Here is a 21,395-nt window from a genome sequence, read left to right on the forward strand (position 1 = left end):
ATAAGATTGAAGCTTAAGGGGGAAAGATAGTTTATGTTCGGTAATAGGTAACTAATGTAAGAGGCGGCAAGAAATGATACAAACATAGATCCAAATAACACACTCGTATCCAAAAGTTGAGCAATCCTTCTGTGCCTTTCCATCCAAAGAAAAATCCTATTAGTCCAAGAAGACTTTTCTTTTGTCTTGTACTTCATTTGTCTACTCATCTTCATTTTCATCTACTCCTTTTTTTGAGCCTTTAGAGAGAAAGAAGATTGCCAAAGTTAACATCAAGACCAGAAGGTAGACGACAATAGGAAACCAGATATAGGATGACTCCAGTGAAAACAAAGGTGAGAGAACAACTCTTCCTCTTTTTCTGACGCCAATCAGTTGAAAAATGAAGCTAAGGACATTGATATAAATAAAGGGTTCACAGAATTTTTTAAGGGTCTTTTCTTTTTTTGTTTTCACTGGTAAAAAGAAAGCATAGAGTCTATAACCCAAGATAAAAAGATTTAATTGCAAGGGAAACAAGAGTTCTCTGTACCGAAAATCAGCTGGAATGCTTTTGTTCTGTGATGTTGTGAATTCTATAACTAGGAACAAGATGATATAAAAGACAATATCAAGCATAAATTTGACAAATCGATGCCCTTGTAACCAAAAACGAACAGAATCTAAGCCCGATGACTTCTTATACTTCTTCTCTTTCAAATTCATAATAACTTCCCTCTATTTAAAATATATTCTAAAACGTAAAGGTGGTATAGGTTCAAAGTTAAATTTTAAGATTTAAAATTTTCCAATTTAGTCTGCAATATCTATTTTAATCTCACTAAATTCTCTAAAATACCTTCTGCTTTAAGTTATTCTCAACTTAACGATAAGGAATTTTCGAACTTTCTATCTCTATATCAGGATTAGCAAGTTTGAGATAAGGAGCAATATAATCTGCATCCGTAACCTTTGGCCCTAGAATAACTTTTGAGTATTTCAAAGGAGCCAGATTAATGTATACAAATAAATCATATCTGCCATTATCTTTTGGGTTTAATACGATATACTTCCTAAAATCATTATAGTTAACTTTATCAAAAATTTCTAACCCAATTTCTTCTTTCTTAAAGTACTTATCATTTGATGAATCATTAGCATCTCTTTTAATAATATTTTGTATAGCTGTATCATCTAAATTAATTAAAATACGATACTCCATTTCATACTCATAGTCTTTAACTTTGAAAAGGTAAGAAATCTTCTTCAATTTCTCAGCAAAACTTATCAATTCTTTTTCAGCTTCCAGGTCTTGCAATTTTTCAAATAGCTGTTTTAAATCATCAAGAGATTTACCAACATCTGTTTCATCTTTATTCTCTGACATTAAATCTAAATAATGAACTTTAACAAACTCTATCGATTTATGAGCAACTATATCTTCAAGATAAGACAGTTCATATTCAAGAAATGCTCCCTGAGATGAATCTGCATATTCCTTCCACATTGGTAAACTATCAGATACCGTGGTTAGAGAAGATATAAAAACATTGGAAGTTTGATATTGTTTGAAAAACGTATTATCTATACCCAAATAATCATATATTACTCTTCCTTCCATCGGGTCGTTTAACTGTTTTAGATTAGTAAGTCGTAAAAATGGAGGTTGAGTTTCAGAATTATTTTCATTTTTCAAGTCAGCTTTTATGAGAAAATTTGTTAGAGTATCAATCTTAGTATAATGTCCAAAGGAACCTATTTCTTTCAACTCATTTGCATCAACAGTCAATTTAGAACGAATATAGTATATAATCTTGTCCGCTTGTTCTAAAAGTTGTTCAGCATCAAATGCTGAGATAGATTCTGGGTTACTTTTCTCATTTAAATAATCGTTATCATATTTCTCAATTATCTTAATAGCTTGATTTCGGATGATATCCGAATCATTTTCTTCTGCTATCTTTCGAACAACATCAATCGAATTTGTAATTACAACATCAAAGTATCTTGACACAAAATCTAGGTAGTCATCAACATATTCAGCTTGAGGATTCTCCATGAAATAGTTATTTATTATCTTTAAATGCTCAAATTGAAAAATTAAAACAAGCTTATCTAATCTAAAATACCAAAAAATACTATCTTCAAAAATACTATCTTCAAAAATACTATTTTCGAATAAAAACTTGATGAATGATTCTAATTCCCTCTTAAAGTAGTTTCTTCTTTCTTCTGGTAAACTTTTTTGTCTAAATAGTTGAAGAAAAACCGAAAGTAAGTCCGAAATAGAGTATTCTCCATCCTCTATATTTTCTTCTAATATTAAATCAAGGATTTTAAAGAAATAACTATCATTTTCAAACAGTTTAGAATATTCTTCATATCTTTCAGTTTCAAATAAATAATAATAAAGAGAATCTAAATAACTAAAGCGTACACTCCAACTATATACTTGTGAATTATTTGATAGTATTTTATTTATGGACTCTAAAATCTTTTTTTGGATAATTTTATCAATCTTCTCTTCAAAATCTCTAAAAATATAAAGAACAGGTTCAACATATTTCAATTGTTCTTCTTCAGATAATTTTAAATATTGATTTATAAAATTTTCAAGTTCGGATTTCAGTTTTTCTTCATCCAAGGAATCAAAATGATCTTCTAATTCAGATTTACTAAATTTACCTGTAAAATAATTTAACTCTTCCATTTTATCTCCTACTAACAACCTATCCCAACGCCTTGACTTCCAACATCATATCACGTATCTGTGCTGCTAGTTCAAAGTCAAGCACTTCGACGGCTTCTTGCATTTGTTTCTCCAGTTTCTTGACGAGTTCTTTGCGTTCTTGTTTGTTAAGGCTATTGATATCGACTTCCTTATCCTCTTCCTTGGCAACTGCCTTAGTTACAGCAATCAGGTCACGGATTTCTTTCTTGATTGTCTGAGGTACAATACCATGTTCTTCATTATAAGCCATCTGGATTTTGCGACGACGGGCCGTCTCATCAATGGCACGTTGCATAGATTGAGTCATCGTGTCCGCATACATAATCACATGCCCTTCGCTGTTACGAGCAGCACGTCCAATGGTCTGGATTAAGCCACGTTCGTTACGTAGAAAACCTTCCTTATCAGCATCTAGAATGGCAACCAAACTCACTTCAGGAACGTCAATCCCTTCACGAAGAAGGTTAATTCCGACCAAGACATCAAAGACACCCAAACGTAGGTCACGGATAATCTCCGTTCGTTCCAAGGTCTTAATATCCGAGTGCATGTACTTGACCTTGATGCCCATTTCTTTGAAGTAGTCGGTCAAGTCTTCTGCCATTTTCTTAGTCAAAGTGGTGATAAAGGTCCGTTCATTCTTTTCAACACGGGCATTGATTTCGCCTAGGAGGTCATCAATCTGTCCCATAGTTGGACGAACTTCCACTTCTGGGTCTAGAAGCCCCGTCGGACGAATGATTTGCTCAATCACTGTCTCGGTCTGTTCGTTTTCATAGTCACCAGGTGTCGCTGAAACGTAAACAATCTGATGCACATGACTTTCAAACTCCTCACGACGGAGAGGGCGATTGTCCAAGGCAGACGGCAAACGGAAACCATAATTAACCAGCATTTCCTTACGCGAACGGTCTCCATTGTACATTCCCTTGATTTGCCCCATGGTCATGTGACTTTCATCAATCATAATCAAGAAATCATCTGGGAAGAAGTCGAGAAGCGTATAAGGAGGCTCTCCTTCGCTACGACCATCCATGTGACGAGAGTAGTTCTCAACCCCATTTGTATAGCCCATCTCACGTAACATTTCAATATCATACTCTGTCCGCTGTTTCAAACGCTGGGCTTCTAGCAGTTTGCCTTCCTTCTCAAATATGGCTAACTGCTCTTCTAATTCTGCCTGAATCTTGGCAATCGCAACTTCCATGTGGTCGTCATTGGTCACAAAGTGAGTGGCAGGGAAAATCGCCAAATGATCCACTTCTCCCAATACCTGACCTGTCAAAGCCTCAACTTCACGGATACGGTCAATCTCATCCCCGAAAAACTCTACTCGAAAAGCGTGTTCATCACGGGAAGCTGGGAAAATCTCCACCACATCCCCACGCACGCGAAATCTTCCCCGTTGGAAATCAATATCATTACGTTCAAACTGAATATCGACCAAGTCATTCAAAAGTTTATCACGAGAAATCTCAAGACCTGGACGAAGACTAACCACGCTATCAGAGTATTCCTTAGGCGAACCCAAACCATAGATACAAGAGACTGAAGCCACAACGATGACATCATTGCGCTCCAGAAGTGCTGAAGTCGCTGAGTGACGGAGCTTGTCAATCTCATCATTGACCGAGCTATCCTTTTCAATATAAGTATCACTCGAAGGGACATAGGCCTCAGGTTGATAATAATCATAGTAGGATACGAAGTACTCAACAGCATTTTCAGGGAAAAATTCCTTAAACTCCCCATAGAGCTGACCAGCTAGGGTTTTGTTATGGGCAATGACCAGAGTTGGTTTGTTGACTTTGGAAATGACCTGACTCATGGTATAGGTCTTCCCTGTACCCGTCGCCCCCATCAGAATCTGAGCCTTTTCTCCACCCTCGATATTGTCAACCAACTGCTCAATCGCTTGGGGTTGATCTCCTGAAGGTTCATATTTTGATACTAGTTTAAATTTATTATCTGTAATTCGATTTATCATGATTGCCTCATCTGCATTTTTCTATCCTTCTATTTTACCATAAATTTACTTTTCAGACTCCTCTCTAAGTTGATAAGAGCAAGGATTCTATGTTACATTTTCTTACATAAAAACCATAAAATTTGCCTTTTCATTCATTTTCTGATATAATGGGAAAATATTCGGAAAAGGAGACTAAAAATGAAGAAAAAAATACTAGCATGTTTGCTCATTTTATTTCCCATTTTCTCACTAGGTATGGCAAAAGCTGATACTGTTAAGATTGTGTCTGATACAGCTTACGCACCTTTTGAGTTTAAAGATTCAGATCAAACCTATAAAGGGATTGATGTTGATATTATCAATAAAGTCGCAGAAATCAAAGGGTGGAACATCCAAATGTCTTATCCTGGCTTTGATGCAGCTGTAAATGCGGTGCAGTCAGGCCAAGCAGATGCTATTATGGCAGGTATGACAAAAACAAAAGAACGTGAAAATGTCTTTACCATGTCTGATACATATTATGATACAAAAGTTGTCATTGCTACCACAAAGGCAAATAAAATCACCAAATATGAGGAACTTAGCGGAAAAACAGTTGGAGTTAAGAACGGAACTGCCGCCCAACGTTTCCTCGAAAGTATCAAAGATAAATACGGTTTCTCTATTAAAACCTTTGATACAGGTGATTTGATGAATAACAGTCTAAGTGCTGGTGCTGTAAATGCCATCATGGATGATAAACCTGTTATTGAGTATGCGATTAACCAAGGACAAGATCTCAGCATCAATATGGATGGTGAGGCTGTTGGAAGCTTTGCCTTTGGTGTCAAGAAAGGAAGCAAGTATGAACACTTGGTTACCGAGTTTAACGAAGCCCTAGCACAAATGAAAAAGGATGGTAGCTTGGAGCAAATCATCCAAAAATGGACCGCTTCTACAACTACGGCAAGCCCAACGACAACTACTGCTGCTGGACAAAAAGCTACTCCAGTGAAAAGCAAGTACATTATTGCCAGCGACTCATCTTTTGCCCCATTCGTCTTTCAAAATTCAAGCAATCAATACACTGGTATTGATATGGACCTCATCAAGGCCATTGCCAAAGATCAAGGTTTTGAAATTGAAATTACCAACCCAGGATTTGACGCAGCAATCAGTGCTGTTCAAGCAGGACAAGCAGATGGTATCATTGCTGGTATGTCTGTAACAGATGCCCGTAAGGAAACCTTTGACTTCTCAGAATCATACTACACAGCAAATACGATTCTCGGTGTGAAAGAATCAAGCACAATTGCTTCTTATGAAGACCTCAAGGATAAAACTGTCGGTGTTAAAAACGGAACTGCCTCTCAAACCTTCCTTACTGAGAACCAAAGCAAATACGGTTATAAGATTAAAACCTTTGCAGATGGCGCATCAATGTATGACAGTCTGAATACTGGATCTATCGATGCCGTGATGGATGATGAGCCAGTTCTCAAATATTCTATCAGCCAAGGTCAAAAATTGAAAACACCAATCGCTGGAACTCCAATCGGTGAAACTGCCTTTGCGGTTAAAAAAGGAACAAATCCTGAATTGATCCAGATGTTCAATAACGGACTTGCGAACCTCAAAGCTAACGGAGAATTCCAAAAGATTCTTGACAAGTATCTAGCTAGCGAAACTTCAACTGACTCTACAAGTACGGTTGACGAAACTACTATCTGGGGCTTGCTTCAAAACAACTACAAACAACTTCTTAGTGGACTTGGAATCACTCTTGCTCTAGCTCTTATCTCATTTGCAATTGCCATTGTCATCGGGATTATCTTTGGTATGTTTAGCGTTAGTCCATACAAATCTCTTCGTCTAATCTCTGAGATTTTCGTTGATGTTATTCGCGGTATCCCATTGATGATTCTTGCAGCCTTCATTTTCTGGGGAATTCCAAACTTCATCGAGTCCATTACAGGCCAACAAAGTCCAATTAATGACTTTGTAGCTGGTACTATTGCCCTCTCACTCAATGCTGCTGCTTATATCGCTGAAATTGTTCGTGGTGGGATTCAAGCTGTTCCAGTTGGGCAAATGGAGGCCAGCCGCAGTCTTGGTATCTCTTATGGAAAAACCATGCGTAAGATTATCTTGCCACAAGCGACTAAATTGATGTTGCCAAACTTTGTCAACCAATTCGTTATCGCTCTCAAAGATACAACCATCGTGTCTGCTATCGGTCTGGTGGAACTTTTCCAAACTGGTAAGATCATCATCGCCCGTAACTACCAAAGTTTCAAGATGTATGCAATCCTTGCTATCTTCTATCTTGTAATTATCACGCTTTTGACTAGACTAGCGAAACGCTTAGAAAAGAGGATTCGATAATGGCAAAACTAAAAATTGATGTAAATGATTTGCATAAGTATTATGGAAAAAACGAAGTTTTAAAAGGAATTACAACTAAATTCTATGAAGGAGATGTTGTCTGCATCATCGGTCCTTCTGGTTCTGGTAAATCCACTTTCCTCCGTAGCCTTAACCTTCTCGAGGAGGTAACGAGTGGCCACATCACAGTGAATGGTTATGATTTGACTGAAAAATCAACCAATGTCGACCATGTTCGCGAAAACGTGGGAATGGTCTTCCAACACTTCAACCTCTTCCCACACATGTCCGTCCTAGAAAATATCACTTTTGCACCTATTGAACACAAACGGATGACCAAAGAAGAAGCTGAAAAATTGGGGATGGAGTTGCTTGAAAAGGTTGGACTAGCAGATAAAGCTAATGCCAACCCAGATAGCCTTTCAGGTGGTCAGAAACAACGTGTAGCTATCGCGCGTGGACTTGCCATGAATCCTGATATCATGCTCTTTGATGAGCCAACTTCCGCTCTGGACCCTGAAATGGTTGGAGATGTACTGAATGTTATGAAGGAATTGGCGGAACAAGGCATGACCATGATTATCGTAACCCATGAGATGGGATTTGCTCGTCAGGTGGCTAACCGTGTTATCTTTACGGCTGATGGTGAATTCCTAGAAGATGGAACTCCAGATCAAATCTTTGACAACCCGCAACACCCTCGTCTAAAAGAGTTCTTGGACAAGGTCTTAAATGTATAAAACAAAACTGTAAGGTTCTCCTTACAGTTTTTTAATTGCGTATTGGATTTTTTGTTTTTTTTGAAAATTATGATAAAATAAAAACTATGATAATGAGGAAATCTCATCCCTAGTCCAACTAGGAAAAAATATAGAAATTAGGTAGCTAGATGTCATCAAAGGTTATTGTTACAATTTTCGGTGCGAGTGGAGATTTAGCTAAACGCAAACTCTACCCTTCCCTTTTCAGACTCTATAAATCAGGCAATCTCTCTGAGCATTTTGCTGTTATTGGAACAGCTCGTAGACCTTGGAGTAAGGAATATTTTGAATCTGTAGTTGTTGAGTCCATCCTTGATTTGGCAGATAGTACCGAGCAAGCCCAAGAATTTGCTAGCCACTTCTACTATCAAAGCCATGATGTGAACGATACGGAACATTACATTGCTTTGCGCCAATTACAAGCTGAGCTTAACGAAAAATACCAAGCTGAACACAATAAGCTCTTCTTCTTGTCTATGGCACCTCAGTTCTTTGGAACTATTGCCAAGCACCTCAAATCTGAAAACATTGTTGATGGCAAAGGTTTTGAGCGCTTGATCGTTGAGAAACCATTTGGTACAGACTACGAAACAGCTAGCAAACTCAACGAAGATCTCCTTGCGGCCTTTGATGAGGAGCAAATCTACCGTATCGACCATTACCTAGGTAAAGAGATGATTCAGAGTATCTTTGCTGTTCGTTTTGCCAACATGATCTTTGAGAATGTTTGGAATCGCGAACACATCGATAATGTTCAGATTACCTTTGCAGAGCGCTTGGGTGTAGAAGAACGTGGTGGCTACTATGATCAATCTGGTGCCCTTCGTGATATGGTGCAAAACCATACTCTCCAACTTCTTTCTCTTCTAGCCATGGACAAACCAGCTAGCTTTACAAAAGATGAGATTCGTGCTGAAAAGATAAAGGTCTTTAAAAACCTCTATCATCCAACTGAGGAAGAATTGAAAGAACAGTTTATCCGTGGTCAGTATCGCTCTGGTAAAATCGATGGCATGAAATACATTTCCTATCGTAGCGAGCCAAACGTCGATCCTGAATCTACAACAGAAACCTTTGCATCTGGTGCCTTCTTTGTAGACAGCGATCGTTTCCGCGGTGTTCCCTTCTTTTTCCGTACTGGTAAACGTCTGACTGAAAAAGGAACTCATGTCAATATCGTCTTTAAGCAAATGGACTCTATCTTTGGAGAACCATTAGCACCAAATATCTTGACCATCTATATCCAACCAACTGAAGGATTCTCTCTCAGCCTCAATGGGAAGCAAGTCGGTGAAGAATTCAACCTGGCACCAAGCTCTCTGGATTACCGTACAGATGCTACTGCTACTGGGGCCTCACCAGATCCTTATGAGAAATTAATCTACGATGTCTTGAATAACAACTCTACCAACTTTAGCCACTGGGATGAGGTAAGTGCTTCATGGAAATTGATTGACCGTATCGAAAAGCTCTGGGCTGAAAACGGAGCTCCACTCTACGATTATAAATCTGGGAGCATGGGGCCACAAGCTAGCTTTGACTTACTTGAAAAGTATGGAGCTAAATGGACCTGGCAACCAGATATCGCCTATCGTGAAGAGGGCCGTTTAGAATAGCAAAAATATCCTGCAAGATGACTTGCAGGATATTTATTTTGTATTAAATCAATCCTTCTAAGAGACCCTTCATAAAGTTTTCTGAGTTAAATTCCCCGATATCATCGATTTTTTCACCGAAACCAATCAATTTTACTGGGATATTGAGTTCTTCGCGGATAGCCAGAACAACACCACCTCGGGCAGTTCCGTCAATTTTTGTCAAAACAATTCCAGTCAATGGTGTTATCTTCGAAAATTCCTTAGCTTGTACCAGAGCGTTCTGTCCAGTTGAAGCATCGAGTGCTAAGAAGGTTTCATGTGGCGCCTCTGGCACGACACGCTTGATGATGCGACCAATCTTTTCCAACTCAGCCATAAGGTTGTCCTTGTTTTGCAGACGACCTGCTGTATCAATCATGAGAATATCAATCCCTTCAGCTACAGCACGTTCCATCCCATCAAAGACCACACTAGCAGGGTCAGCCTTTTCTGGTCCCGTCACAACAGGAACATCCACACGTCGACCCCATTCAGCTAGCTGGGCCACAGCACCCGCACGGAAGGTATCTGCTGCAACCAGCATGACTTTCTTGCCAGCTTGATTGTAGCGATGAGCCAATTTCCCGATAGAAGTTGTCTTCCCAACACCATTAACACCAACAAAGAGCATGACGGTCAAACCATCTTGGAAGTGGATTTGTTCATCGTAGTTGCCATCCTTCTCATAAAGTTCAACCAATTTCTCGATAATAACACGACGAAGTGCGTCAGGCTTCTTAGCGTTTTCGAGTTTAGCTTCATAGCGTAGTTCTTCTGTTAAGTTTGAAGCGACCTGCACACCGACGTCGCTCATGATGAGCAGTTCTTCCAATTCCTCGAAGAATTCTTCATCGACAGAACGGAAGTTGGCAAAGAAGGCATTCAAACGAGCACCGAATCCTGTACGGGTTTTCTTGAGACTGCGGTCATATTTTTCCTGTACGGTTTCTTCAACCTGAGGAAGTTCTTCTTCTACTACTTCAGAAGCTAACCCTTCTTCGAACTCTACAGTTTCTTGGTTCTCTTCTTCTAGAATTTCTTCCGGCTCTTGGAATTGTTCCAATTCATCAGATTCTAGCTCAACCTCTTCCTGAGCAGTTTCTTCGACTGCTTCTGGTTCAATCACTTCTTCTGTTGAGACTTGAGGAATTTCTTCTTGAGCGGGTGTTTCTTCCACTTTGTCTCTTGCTGTCTCTTCCTGAGAAGTTTCTTCGACTGCCGTTTGGTTCTCTTCAACCTCTTCTGACAAATCAAGATTTTCCAGTGCTTCTTTTACAATATCTTCGATTTTCGGCTCTTCTTTTTTTCCGAATAGACGGTCAAATAATCCCATATTTTAGTTCTCCTTTAGCACGTATTCTTCGATAGCCCAGGCAACGGCTTCCTCGTCGTTGGTCATTGGGGTAATCACATTGGCAACTTCCTTAACTGCTGGAACAGCATTTTGCATAGCAACTCCCAGACCTGCCCATTCAATCATGGAAAGGTCATTGGCCTCGTCCCCACAAGCCATGACTTGACTTTGGTCGATTCCCAAGTGTTTAATTAATTTCGCTAAACCTGTTGCCTTGTGGACGTTTTTCGGCGACCATTCCAATAAGAGTTCACGCGATTTGAAGATTTCATATTGGTCAAACAATTCTGGAGAAATCTGTTGAATCGCTGCATCCAAAGGTTCTTGGGCAAAAGCAGTCACGCATTTATTATACGTCATCTGACTAGATAGATCTTCAAAAGCGACAGGTACGAAAGTCAGGGCTGGGTTGAACTTAGCATAGAGACTTTCTTGGTCTGACTGGATTTGATAGACGGTTCCTTCTGAAATAGCATCTAACGGTAATCCGAGTTTTTCAGTTTCCTCGTACAAGCGTGCCACATCGTCGATTGAAAAGACGGTTTTATCGAGAATCTCCCCTGTATTTTTCTGTACTAGACCACCATTAAAGGTGATGGTGTACTCATCCTCCTGACCATCAGTCCCTAGCTCATGGAGAAAGAAATCCATAGCCTTCAGAGGACGTCCCGTTGTCAGAACGACCTTGATGTCACGGTCACGCGCAGCTTTGAGGACCGCCTTGGTACGATCTGTCAGCTTTTTATCCGTTGTCAGCAAAGTACCGTCCAAATCCAGTGCAATCAATTTAATATCTGCCATTACAAACCCTCCATATAAGCCATCACTGATTGGTCCTTATGGTGGCCAATCACTGCTTCTGCTAATTCTAAAATTTCTGGTCGCGCATTTTCAGGAGCGATGGGGTGCCCCACTACCTGCATCATGTGAAGGTCATTGAGATTATCGCCAAAAGCCATAACCTGATCCATGGTCAGACCAAGTTTTTTTGCCAGCTCAACAATAGCTACACCCTTATCAACATAGTCCAAGACAATATCAATGGATTCAAAACCAGTTGTCATGGCTTTCACACCAGGAACATTTTCATTTACCCAGGCCTCACCAGCTTCTATCGTATCTTCTGTGAAGTTAGTGGTGAATTTAAAAATCTCATCCGTGATCTCTTCCAAACGTGCTATTTTTTGAATATTTTCATTGTAGTGACTACTTAACTTAAGATAAGTTTCATCCACTGTGTCCAAAACATAACAAGCTTTTTTCCCAGTCAGTAGCATTTTTCTTTCATCAAAATAGGGTGATTTCTTTAAAGCTTCAAAAGTGCTCAAGTAAAAATCCCGAGACATAGTAGCCTCATACATATCCTCACCATGAAACTCAACATAGCTCCCATTTTCAGCTATAAAAATCACTTCATCACGCACATCTGCAAACAACTTTTTCAGGGACAGGATACCACGACCTGAAGCCACTGCAAAATAAATCCCCTTTTCCTTGTAGGAAACAAGTACGTTTTTGAGGCGTTTCATATCAAACCGACCCTCTCCATCTAGAAAGGTTCCATCCATATCGGTTGCTACAAGTTTAATCATAAAATCCTTCATTCTCCAATTGATAAATCTACCTTCTATTATACCATAGATAAGCTAAAAAAGGACTTGTACAGTAGGATTGGCAACTGTATTGCCGTGCTTTTTCGGTAAAACTTCAAAGGGCCTAAAAATTAGAATCGTAGAACTTTTTTCAGATAGTTTAAAAAGTTTGTATTCCCCTACCCTTTTCTCTATAATGGAGAGAAAGGAGATGACTATGACAGAAATAAAACATGAAATTGATGCTAACTTTACAGGCCGACTCAATATCCTACGCGCAGGTGTTCTAGGAGCCAATGATGGAATTATTTCCATTGCTGGAGTCGTTATCGGTGTTGCCAGTGCGACGAGCAATATCTGGATTATCTTTTTATCAGGTTTGGCCGCTATCCTCGCTGGCGCTTTTTCTATGGCAGGCGGCGAATATGTCTCTGTATCCACTCAGAAAGACACGGAAGAAGCCGCTGTTGCTAGAGAGCAATTACTCTTGGATAAAGACATCGAATCTGCAAAACAATCCCTCTATGCTGCTTACTTACAAAATGGTGAGTGTGAAACGTCAGCCCAACTCTTGACCAACAAGGCCTTTTTAAAGAATCCACTCAAAGCCTTGGTTGAGGAAAAATACGGTATCGAGTACGAAGAATTTACCAATCCTTGGCATGCTGCAATCTCTAGCTTTATCGCCTTTGTACTGGGAAGTCTTCCTCCCATGCTTTCGATCACTGTCTTTCCAAGTGATTATCGCATTCCTGCTACTGTTTTTATCGTTGCCCTTTCCCTTCTCGTCACTGGCTATACCAGTGCTAAACTAGGCAAGGCACCTACGAAAACTGCTATGATCCGTAACCTCTGTATCGGACTTCTCACCATGGGAGTGACTTACCTGTTTGGACAACTCTTCAGCATTTAAGATAAAGAAATACCTCGATGAATATCGAGGTATCTTTTTTTTACATTTGCACAATCTTGCGATAGCTTCTTGAGGTAATCATAAAGATTAAGACATAGACGATGAGGAAGATAGCACAGATGGATAAAGTGACAGTCAACATCATGGTCGCATCTAGCACCCCAATTACTTTTAGGATGAGGCTAAGCATATGATAGGCAAAGGCAAGGTGTAGGAAGGCAAAGAGCAATGGGAGGAAGAAAACAGTTAGGACCTGTTTATTGATGGTTTGCTTGATTTGCTTTTGATCGAGACCGACTTTTTGCAAAATGATAAAGCGTTCACGATCTTCATAGCCTTCAGAGATTTGTTTGTAGTAGATGACAAGAACCGTTCCCACCATAAAGATGATAGAGAGGAAGATACCGATGAAGAAAACTCCACCAAAGAGAGCACTCATCTGCGCACTACTATCAGCCAGATTGCTTCCGTAAACATAGCTTCCTTCTTTGTTTAGTTCTCTATTAAAGTTGTTAACGAATTTTGAATAGTCATCTGCAATTTTAAGCTGCTCTTCCTCACTAGCCGTTACATTCATACCACCATAGTATTGATTAAAGATGGAAGAATTAGGATGCTGGTCAAGAAAGGCTTTCAAGTCAGGAACAACCAAATAGTTATAATCCGAAGTTAGAATATTGTACTGATTTGGGACATGTTCAAGAATAAAATCTTTTTTGATTTCTTCTTTGATCGTGTAGGTCTGGTCATTCAGAGTCAGTTCTTTTTGACCTTGAAGTTGCTTGTTTTGAGCAAACAATCCAACTTCCTTACCTGAAAGTGCAAGTTTCTGTCCTGTCATATTCTCATAGTCTTTTTGGTCAAAGACCATAAAAATAGTTTTCGGTTGAACACGATTTTGACCTTTCTCAAAAATTGTCAATTTCGTACCTTCTTGATTTGCCACACCAAAGTTACTGTATGTAAGGACTTCTTTCTTTGTGACAGTCAATCCTTTTTCACTAGCATACTGGCTCAAGAGTTTTTCGATATCTTCTTTTTCAACATTCTGTCCTGTAATCCCAAAATCATGTGGATTCATGACCTTCTTGAAGTTTTCTGATGCCTTAAAGATACTTGTTGCAGCAGACATAGTCACTAAGACCATGGTTGAGAGAATAGCAATCGTCGCCAGACCAACCGCATTTTTCTTCATACGGAAAATGAGATTGGATACGGAAATCATGTTGTTGGGTTGGTAATAATAACGCTTGTTTTTCTTTAAGATTTGTAAGAAAACTGTAATCCCTGCATTGAAGAGAAGATAAGTTCCCAAAATTACTAACAAAACTGCTACGAAGAAAATCAGAACAGCAGAAAGTGGGTTTTCGACTGTTACTGCTAGATAGTAACCCGCTCCCAAACTAATCAGACCTAGAATGGTTTGGACACCTAAGAAACGTCCTTTTTTCTCACCACTGGCTTTTTCACGAGAGAGCTGAAGGGCATTCATGCGTGCGATGCGAAAGGCATTGATAAAAATTAGACCTAGGAAGATAACCCCAAAGACGATGAGAACTAGGATAAAGACAATTGGTTGGAAAGTCGAAACGAGCTCTACCTTCATATTCATTAACTTCAAAAGGAGGGCAAAGATTAGCTTATCAAAGAGAGCTCCTAGACCGAGACCAGCTGTCAAGGTTAAGGAACCAAAAATAAGAAGCTCCTTAAAAACCATACTGATCAAATGGCGCTTTTCAAGCCCCAGCATACCATATACACCCAACTCCTTGGAACGGTTCTTCATGACAAAACTATTGGCATAAAGGACAATAATTCCAGAAGCGATGGTAACAACCACCATACCGAGAGCGAGGGTCATAGAGATAGTTTCTCCCCCTCGTATCTTGCCAATATTAGGATTAAGTGACAGTGAGTAAAAGAGATAGGTGATGGTCACTGCTAAGAGAACAGCAAGGGCAAAGGGATAGTAGAGTTTGCGGTTTTTAATCAAGTTGGATGCCGCTAACTTATTGGTTAATCGGAACATACTAATTCACCTCGCTTGCCATAACAGTCAAAGTATCAGAGATTTCTTGGAACATCTGACGCTCTGTCTTGTCTCCACGGTAAATTTGGTTGTAAAGAATGCCGTCCTTGATAAAGAGAACTCGCTTGGCCCTGCTGGCTGCTGCCGTTGAGTGGGTTACCATAAGAATAGTTTGACCGCGTTCATTGATTTCATCAAATACATCGAGTAAGGCTGCAGATGACTTGGAGTCAAGGGCTCCTGTTGGCTCATCCGCAAGGAGAATTTCAGGTTCTGTGATGATGGCGCGTGCTACTGCTACCCGCTGTTTTTGACCTCCTGAGATCTCGTAAGGGTACTTCTCTTGCAATTGGTTGATGCCCAGATTTTCAGCGGTTACTACCAATTTCTTCATCATCTCTGTGATAGATTTTCGTGATAATACTAGCGGAAGCAAGATATTGTCCTTAACAGACAGGGTATCTAGCAAGTTAAAGTCTTGGAAGACAAATCCCAACTTTTCCCGACGGAAACTCGAAGCCTGTGAATTTTTAATAGTGGCTGTGTCTGTTCCGTTTAGGTAAACCTGGCCTCGAGTTGGTTTATCCAGCATAGCTAGGATGTTGAGCAGGGTTGACTTTCCTGAACCAGACTCACCCATGATGGCAACGTAGTCACCCTTTTCTACGGTAAAGTGAATATCTTTGAGTGCTTCGACTTGGTTTCCTTGGAAACGTGTTTTGTAGATTTTTTGAACGTGTTTTACATCTAAAAGTGTCATGATTTTCTCCTTCTTAATATCCCATCATTTGAAACTGTGCTTGCATCATAGCGCATCCCAGTTGAACACGCTCGATATCTTTTTGACTTGGTTTTCTTGTTTTCTTTTGTAAAATTCTTTTCATGGTTTTGCTCCTTTATTCTTTATGAGTCTAGTTTATCGCAAAAAAAGATGGCTTGCCATAACCTAACCTTACAAAAGAGACTTTAATCTTACATTTTTGTAAGATTGAAGAATATCAAGCAATTTCGCTATCAATATTTTACCATAAAAGAAAGGCAAGAAGAAAACCCTTGCGGATGCAAGGGTTAGGATTCACTACTTTTTCTAATTTCTTCAAGAAACAAGGAAATCATCTATAAACTATTTCCAAATCCGACTCACCAAAACCAGCCATCATTGTCTTCAATGGCTTGGGCTTCCTTGCGTTTGCGTGGTCCTGTTCCGTACATTTCGGCTTCTATGTCTTCCTTGGTTGGTAAGATAGAGGCAAGGATGATGTAAATAATCACACCAATTCCAAAATTTGCCACGGTAAAAATGGCGAAGAGAAAGCGGACTAGGGTTACATCAAAATTCCACTTGTCTGATAGACCAGCTAAAACTCCTGACACCATACGATTTCGTCTCATTTTATAAAATTTTGTATTCATGATTGTTTCCTCTTTCGGTATTCTTACAAGTAGTATAGCATGAAACAGGTTCACAAACATCAGTCCTTAGGCCGATTTAAGATGACGAGTTTGCCACGGCAGACGCCACAGCGATAGCGTTTTGTATCAACCTTCCTCTTGCGTTGATAGCGTTGCTGGCAGTATTGGCACTGATAGACCAGGAAATTACTTTGGTCTTTCAAATGGGGAACAAAGCGCAGTCCATCCACTTCTTTCAAAAGTTCTTTAAAATCTCGGTCCTTATGTCGATAACCCTTTTTCTGAAAATAAAGGTGATAGTGACAGAGTTCATGGCGCACGATTTTGCGAAAGACTTCCAAACCTAGTTCATTATAAACCTTGGGATTAAAGTCCAAATGCCCATCCTTGGGGAAAAATCGTCCACCTGTCGTTCGCAGACGAGAATTCCACTGGGCTTGGTGGGTAAAAGGTCTACCAAAGTCTTCGAGGGAAACAGACTGAACGTACTCAGTCAGTTTCATCTGGAGCTAAGAGCGACAGATTGACTTTTTCACGTTCGGTATCGATTTTCTTGACCCAAACCGTTACCAAATCTCCGACTGATACCACTTGGCTGGGATGTTTGATAAATTTACGACTCATATGGGAAATATGAATCAAGCCGTCCTCGTGAATCCCGATATCAACGAAGGCACCGAAGTCAACGACATTCCGCACCACACCTTCCAGTTTCTGGCCGACTTTTAAATCCTTGATATCCAAGACATCTTGACGAAGCACAGGTGCGTCAAAGGAATCACGGAAATCTCGACCTGGTTTGAGAAGATCAGCAATGATATCTTTAAGGGTTTCTGGACCAAGTTCTAGTTCTTGCGCCATTTCTTTGACTGAAAGGGACTTGAGTTTGCTTTGAGCTTCTTCATTCAAGTCCTTGATATCCAAGCGTTTGAAGAGTTCCTTAACCGCAGCATAGTTTTCTGGGTGAACTCCAGTATTATCAAGAATATTGCTACTTTCCGGAATACGGAGGAAACCTGCAGCTTGCTCAAAGGCTTTGGCACCTAAACGAGGAACATTTTTGATTTGTGCGCGTGAAGTGATTTTCCCTTCTTCCTCACGGTATTTGACAATATTTTCAGAAATAGTTTTATTGAGTCCAGCTACGTGGGAGAGAAGTGCTGGGCTAGCTGTATTGACATTGACACCAACTTGGTTGACTACGGTATCGACGACAAAGTCCAGACTTTCAGACAGTTTCTTCTGACTGACATCGTGCTGGTATTGACCGACACCGATTGACTTGGGATCAATTTTGACCAATTCAGCAAGAGGATCTTGCAAGCGACGGGCGATTGAGATAGCAGAGCGCTTTTCAACGGTCAAGTCTGGAAACTCCTGACGAGCTAGTTCACTAGCAGAATAGACTGAAGCACCACTTTCATTGACGATAACATAGCTGACTTCTGGAAAATCTTTAAGAACTTCCGCCACAAAGGCTTCACTTTCACGACTAGCCGTTCCATTTCCGATAGCAATAATTTCCACGCCATACTGGCCAATCAAGTCGGCTAAGTCTCGCTTGGCTTCTTCGATTTGACGAGCTGATGCTGGTTTGACAGGATAAATAACCTGTGTCGTCAGCATTTTCCCTGTTGCATCAACGACAGCAAGTTTGGCACCTGTACGAAAAGCAGGGTCAAAGCCTAGAACCACGCGCCCTTTCAGCGGAGCAACCAAGAGAAGATTGCGCAGATTGTCAGAAAAGAGTTGGATAGCTCCTTCTTCTGCTTTCTCAGTCAATTCTGTCCGAATGCGTCGTTCGATAGCAGGCAAGACCTTTTTCTTAACTGACTGTTGAACAACTTCATCTATATAGGCATTTTTCACCTTGAAACGGGCAGCAAAGAAAGATAAGATACGGTCCGTCGCATGTTCAAAGCCGACCTTCAAAATCCCTAGTTTCTCCCCACGATTGAGTGCCAAGGTACGATAACCTTGCATGTTGCCAACTGTCTCTGAAAAATCATAATAAATCTGAAAAACTTGTTTTTCATCAAGACTTTCATCTTTGACTTGCGAAGTGATTTTAGAGTGTCTCAGCACTTCCTGATAGGTCATAGCACGTAGATTGACATCTTCAGATAGGGCTTCTACCAAGATATCAACTGCACCAGCCAAAGCTTCTTGACCAGTCGCAAATCCTTCACAGACAAACTTCTCAGCTTCTTTCTCTAAGCCAGTTACATTTTGCAAAATCAAGCGAGCAAGAGGAAAGAGTCCAGCTTCTCGGGCAATAGTTGCCTTGGTTCGACGTTTTTCCTTATAAGGAAGATAGAGTTCTTCAACGTCTGCTAATTTTTCAGCTGCCAAAATAGCGGCTTCCAATTCCTTGGTTAGTTTGCCTTGTTCTTGTATCTTAGCTAAGACAGCTTCTTTACGGTCGTTGAGATTTGTCAGACTTTTATCCAAGTCGATAATGGCCTTAATCGCCACCTCATCCAGACTACCAGTCATGTCCTTTCGATATCGCGCGATGAAGGGAATTGTCGCCCCCTCAGCCGTCAAACTTAGAACAGTATCGATTTGCTTTAAGGTTACTCCCAAATCTTGGGAGATTTTTTCATATTTTTTATCCATAAATCTATTATACCATAAGGAACAGCCCTTGTTTCGCCCTACCCTTTTTTACCTCTTTGATTATCAAAATAATCCCTTTTCAAGAAAATAATAGTATAATAGAGGTAGAATGTAGAAAAGAGGTAGGCCCATGGCTGTTAAATTTACAAAAACGGATGACTTGGACAAGATGTTTGAAGAATTCGCAAAACTTCCTGACTTAACACAAGTCACTTTTCCAGATGACAAAGATAAAAAAGAAAAAGTTGAGAAGAAAAAATAGATGACGATTTTCCAATCTCTTCCTCCTAGTGTATTACAAGCGGGAGCTATTTTTCTCTCCATCATGATTGAAGCCCTTCCTTTTGTCTTGATTGGGAGTCTCATTTCGGGATTGATTGAGGTCTATATCACACCTGATAAAGTTTATGAGTTTCTCCCTCGCAATCGTTGGGGGAGGATCTTTTTTGGTACCTTCATTGGCTTTCTCTTTCCTTCTTGCGAATGTGGTATCGTTCCGATTATCAATCGTTTTCTGGAAAAGAAAGTGCCCAGCTACACAGCGGTTCCTTTTCTGGTGACTGCTCCCATCATCAATCCTATCGTTCTTTTCGCCACATATTCTGCCTTTGGAAATTCAATAAAACTTGCCTTCTTGCGAGCTCTGGGAGCTATTGTGATTGCTTTGATTCTGGGGATTTTCCTAGGATTTTTCTGGAAGGAACCCATTCAAAAAGAGAATCCTATCGCTTGCCATGAACATGACTTTTCACACTTGGGTCCCGCTAGAAAAGTGTTTCAGATCTTTATACAAGCTATTGATGAGTTTTTCGATATGGGGCGTTACTTGGTCTTTGGCTGTCTCTTTGCGGCTATCGTGCAGGTCTATGTCCCGACTCGGATCTTGACCTCTATCAGTGCAAGTCCAGTCCTTGCGATTCTCTTGCTCATGTTTCTAGCCTTTCTCCTCTCTCTTTGTAGCGAGGCGGACGCCTTTATCGGAGCTTCTCTCCTCTCGAGCTTCGGCCTAGCGCCAGTCCTTGCCTTTCTGATCATAGGCCCCATGCTTGATATCAAAAATCTCCTCATGATGAAACACTATCTCAAAGTGCGCTTCATCTGGCAATTTATGGGTATTGTGACAGTGCTTGTCTTGCTTTATTCTTACATGTTTGGAGTGTTGCTATGATGCGATTTTTCATTTTACTGGGTTATTTTGCCCTAACTCTGTATCTGCAGCTTTCTGGCAAGCTCAGTCACTACATTAACCTCCACTATTCCTATCTAGTCTATATTTCCATGCTCCTTTCTCTTCTATTGGCTCTGGTCCAATTCTATATCTGGATCAAGAAAATCAACTCTCGCAGCCATTTAGAAAGTCGTCGAGCTAGACGAATCAGCCTCCTTTTACTGTCACTACCTCTGTTGATTGGGGTTGCCTTTCCGACAGTAAGTTTGGACTCGAGAACCGTGTCTGCTAAGGGATACCATTTCCCACTTGCTGAGGGAATCGATACTGCTATTCAGGCAAGCGAAGGAACATCCAGTCAATACCTCAAACCCGATACCAGCACCTATTTTTCCAAATCTGCTTATGAAAAGGAAATGAGGTCTACAGCTGACAAATACCTCACCCAACCAACCATTCAAATCACTGATGAAAACTATATGGAGGTCATGGAAGTTCTCTATGACTACCCTCAAGAGTTTGAAGGAAAGAAAATCGAATTTACAGGCTTTGTCTATAACGATCCTAGCCATCCAGATAGCCAGTTCCTCTTTCGCTTTGGAATCATCCACTGTATCGCCGATTCTGGTGTATATGGACTCTTGACAAAGGGGAACTCACGCCAGTATCCTGACAATACTTGGATCACCGCTAGCGGAACCCTGACTCTCCACTACCATAAAGAGCTCAAACAAAAACTCCCAACACTAGAGGTTGAGAGTTTCACAAAAGTAGACAAACCAGAAAATCCTTATGTCTATCGCGTGTTTTAATAAAAAGTAGCCTGAACAGGCTACTTTTTTGTCCATTATATGAATTTCATTCTA

17 protein-coding genes are annotated in these 21,395 nt (G+C 40.3%); 7 read left to right on the forward strand and 10 right to left on the reverse strand.

Annotated features, from left to right (window positions below):
- Positions 1-862 precede the first annotated feature (862 nt).
- The gene (locus B7717_RS08630; RefSeq protein ID WP_049520357.1) at positions 863-2,689 is read right to left on the reverse strand and encodes a DUF2971 domain-containing protein; all 1,827 of its coding nucleotides are present in this window, start codon (positions 2,687-2,689) and stop codon (positions 863-865) included.
- A 19-nt stretch (positions 2,690-2,708) separates the two neighbouring features.
- A complete protein-coding gene (gene uvrB, locus B7717_RS08635) occupies positions 2,709-4,697 on the reverse strand; it encodes an excinuclease ABC subunit UvrB (RefSeq protein ID WP_084944556.1) in 1,989 nt (662 codons plus the stop codon).
- Between the two features lie 180 nt (positions 4,698-4,877).
- Here uvrB and B7717_RS08640 point away from each other — a divergent pair, with 180 nt between their 5' ends.
- The 3 genes from B7717_RS08640 to zwf all read left to right on the forward strand — a co-directional run bounded on the left by B7717_RS08640 (position 4,878) and on the right by zwf (position 9,420).
- A complete protein-coding gene (locus tag B7717_RS08640) occupies positions 4,878-7,043 on the forward strand; it encodes an ABC transporter substrate-binding protein/permease (RefSeq protein ID WP_000726964.1) in 2,166 nt (721 codons plus the stop codon).
- A complete protein-coding gene (locus B7717_RS08645) occupies positions 7,043-7,783 on the forward strand; it encodes an amino acid ABC transporter ATP-binding protein (RefSeq protein ID WP_001096337.1) in 741 nt (246 codons plus the stop codon). Before B7717_RS08640 ends, B7717_RS08645 begins: the two co-directional genes overlap by 1 nt.
- A gap of 149 nt (positions 7,784-7,932) precedes the next feature.
- The gene (gene zwf, locus B7717_RS08650) at positions 7,933-9,420 is read left to right on the forward strand and encodes a glucose-6-phosphate dehydrogenase (protein ID WP_000096114.1); all 1,488 of its coding nucleotides are present in this window, start codon (positions 7,933-7,935) and stop codon (positions 9,418-9,420) included.
- A gap of 43 nt (positions 9,421-9,463) precedes the next feature.
- Here the strand turns inward: zwf and ftsY are convergent, their stop codons facing one another.
- Genes ftsY through B7717_RS08665 form a run of 3 tightly spaced genes read right to left on the reverse strand, consistent with a single transcriptional unit; the run spans position 9,464 to position 12,387 of the window.
- On the reverse strand, positions 9,464-10,774 hold the full coding sequence (ftsY, locus tag B7717_RS08655) for a signal recognition particle-docking protein FtsY (RefSeq protein WP_042902208.1): 1,311 nt from the start codon (positions 10,772-10,774) through the stop codon (positions 9,464-9,466).
- 3 nt (positions 10,775-10,777) lie between these two features.
- Positions 10,778-11,596 (reverse strand): Cof-type HAD-IIB family hydrolase, encoded by an 819-nt coding sequence (locus tag B7717_RS08660; RefSeq protein WP_000763413.1) that lies wholly within the window; start codon positions 11,594-11,596, stop codon positions 10,778-10,780.
- Positions 11,596-12,387 carry a Cof-type HAD-IIB family hydrolase gene (locus B7717_RS08665; protein ID WP_084944710.1) on the reverse strand — a complete coding sequence of 264 codons (792 nt, stop codon included), beginning with the start codon at positions 12,385-12,387 and terminating at the stop codon, positions 11,596-11,598. The genes B7717_RS08660 and B7717_RS08665 overlap by 1 nt, the downstream gene beginning before the upstream one ends.
- A 217-nt stretch (positions 12,388-12,604) precedes the next feature.
- Here B7717_RS08665 and B7717_RS08670 point away from each other — a divergent pair, with 217 nt between their 5' ends.
- Positions 12,605-13,300, forward strand: coding sequence for a VIT1/CCC1 transporter family protein (locus B7717_RS08670; protein ID WP_084918319.1), 696 nt, complete (start codon positions 12,605-12,607; stop codon positions 13,298-13,300).
- Positions 13,301-13,340: 40 nt separating this feature from the next.
- On the opposite strand, the gene B7717_RS08675 is transcribed toward B7717_RS08670, so the two are convergent.
- From B7717_RS08675 to B7717_RS08695, 5 genes are all read right to left on the reverse strand, one after another.
- Positions 13,341-15,329: an ABC transporter permease gene (locus B7717_RS08675; RefSeq protein ID WP_084944557.1), complete on the reverse strand. Its 1,989-nt coding sequence runs from the start codon at positions 15,327-15,329 to the stop codon at positions 13,341-13,343.
- A 1-nt stretch (position 15,330) separates the two neighbouring features.
- On the reverse strand, positions 15,331-16,089 hold the full coding sequence (locus B7717_RS08680) for an ABC transporter ATP-binding protein (protein WP_038805341.1): 759 nt from the start codon (positions 16,087-16,089) through the stop codon (positions 15,331-15,333).
- A gap of 380 nt (positions 16,090-16,469) precedes the next feature.
- Entirely contained in the window at positions 16,470-16,742 is a 273-nt protein-coding gene (locus B7717_RS08685) for a PspC domain-containing protein (RefSeq protein WP_007522068.1), read from the reverse strand.
- 59 nt (positions 16,743-16,801) lie between these two features.
- Positions 16,802-17,245: a SprT family protein gene (locus tag B7717_RS08690; RefSeq protein ID WP_000778611.1), complete on the reverse strand. Its 444-nt coding sequence runs from the start codon at positions 17,243-17,245 to the stop codon at positions 16,802-16,804.
- Positions 17,232-19,361 (reverse strand): Tex family protein, encoded by a 2,130-nt coding sequence (locus B7717_RS08695; protein ID WP_084944558.1) that lies wholly within the window; start codon positions 19,359-19,361, stop codon positions 17,232-17,234. Before B7717_RS08695 ends, B7717_RS08690 begins: the two co-directional genes overlap by 14 nt.
- A gap of 130 nt (positions 19,362-19,491) precedes the next feature.
- Here B7717_RS08695 and B7717_RS09785 point away from each other — a divergent pair, with 130 nt between their 5' ends.
- Genes B7717_RS09785 through B7717_RS08710 form a run of 3 tightly spaced genes read left to right on the forward strand, consistent with a single transcriptional unit; the run spans position 19,492 to position 21,341 of the window.
- Positions 19,492-19,623 (forward strand): SPJ_0845 family protein, encoded by a 132-nt coding sequence (locus tag B7717_RS09785; protein WP_000268696.1) that lies wholly within the window; start codon positions 19,492-19,494, stop codon positions 19,621-19,623.
- A complete protein-coding gene (locus tag B7717_RS08705; RefSeq protein ID WP_000151876.1) occupies positions 19,624-20,529 on the forward strand; it encodes a permease in 906 nt (301 codons plus the stop codon).
- Positions 20,526-21,341, forward strand: a complete 816-nt coding sequence (locus B7717_RS08710) for a TIGR03943 family putative permease subunit (protein WP_070657600.1) — start codon at positions 20,526-20,528, stop codon at positions 21,339-21,341. Before B7717_RS08705 ends, B7717_RS08710 begins: the two co-directional genes overlap by 4 nt.
- Positions 21,342-21,395: the final 54 nt, after the last annotated feature.

The sequence above is a fragment of the Streptococcus oralis subsp. oralis genome (assembly GCF_002096495.1).
Taxonomy (GTDB): domain Bacteria; phylum Bacillota; class Bacilli; order Lactobacillales; family Streptococcaceae; genus Streptococcus; species Streptococcus oralis_CU.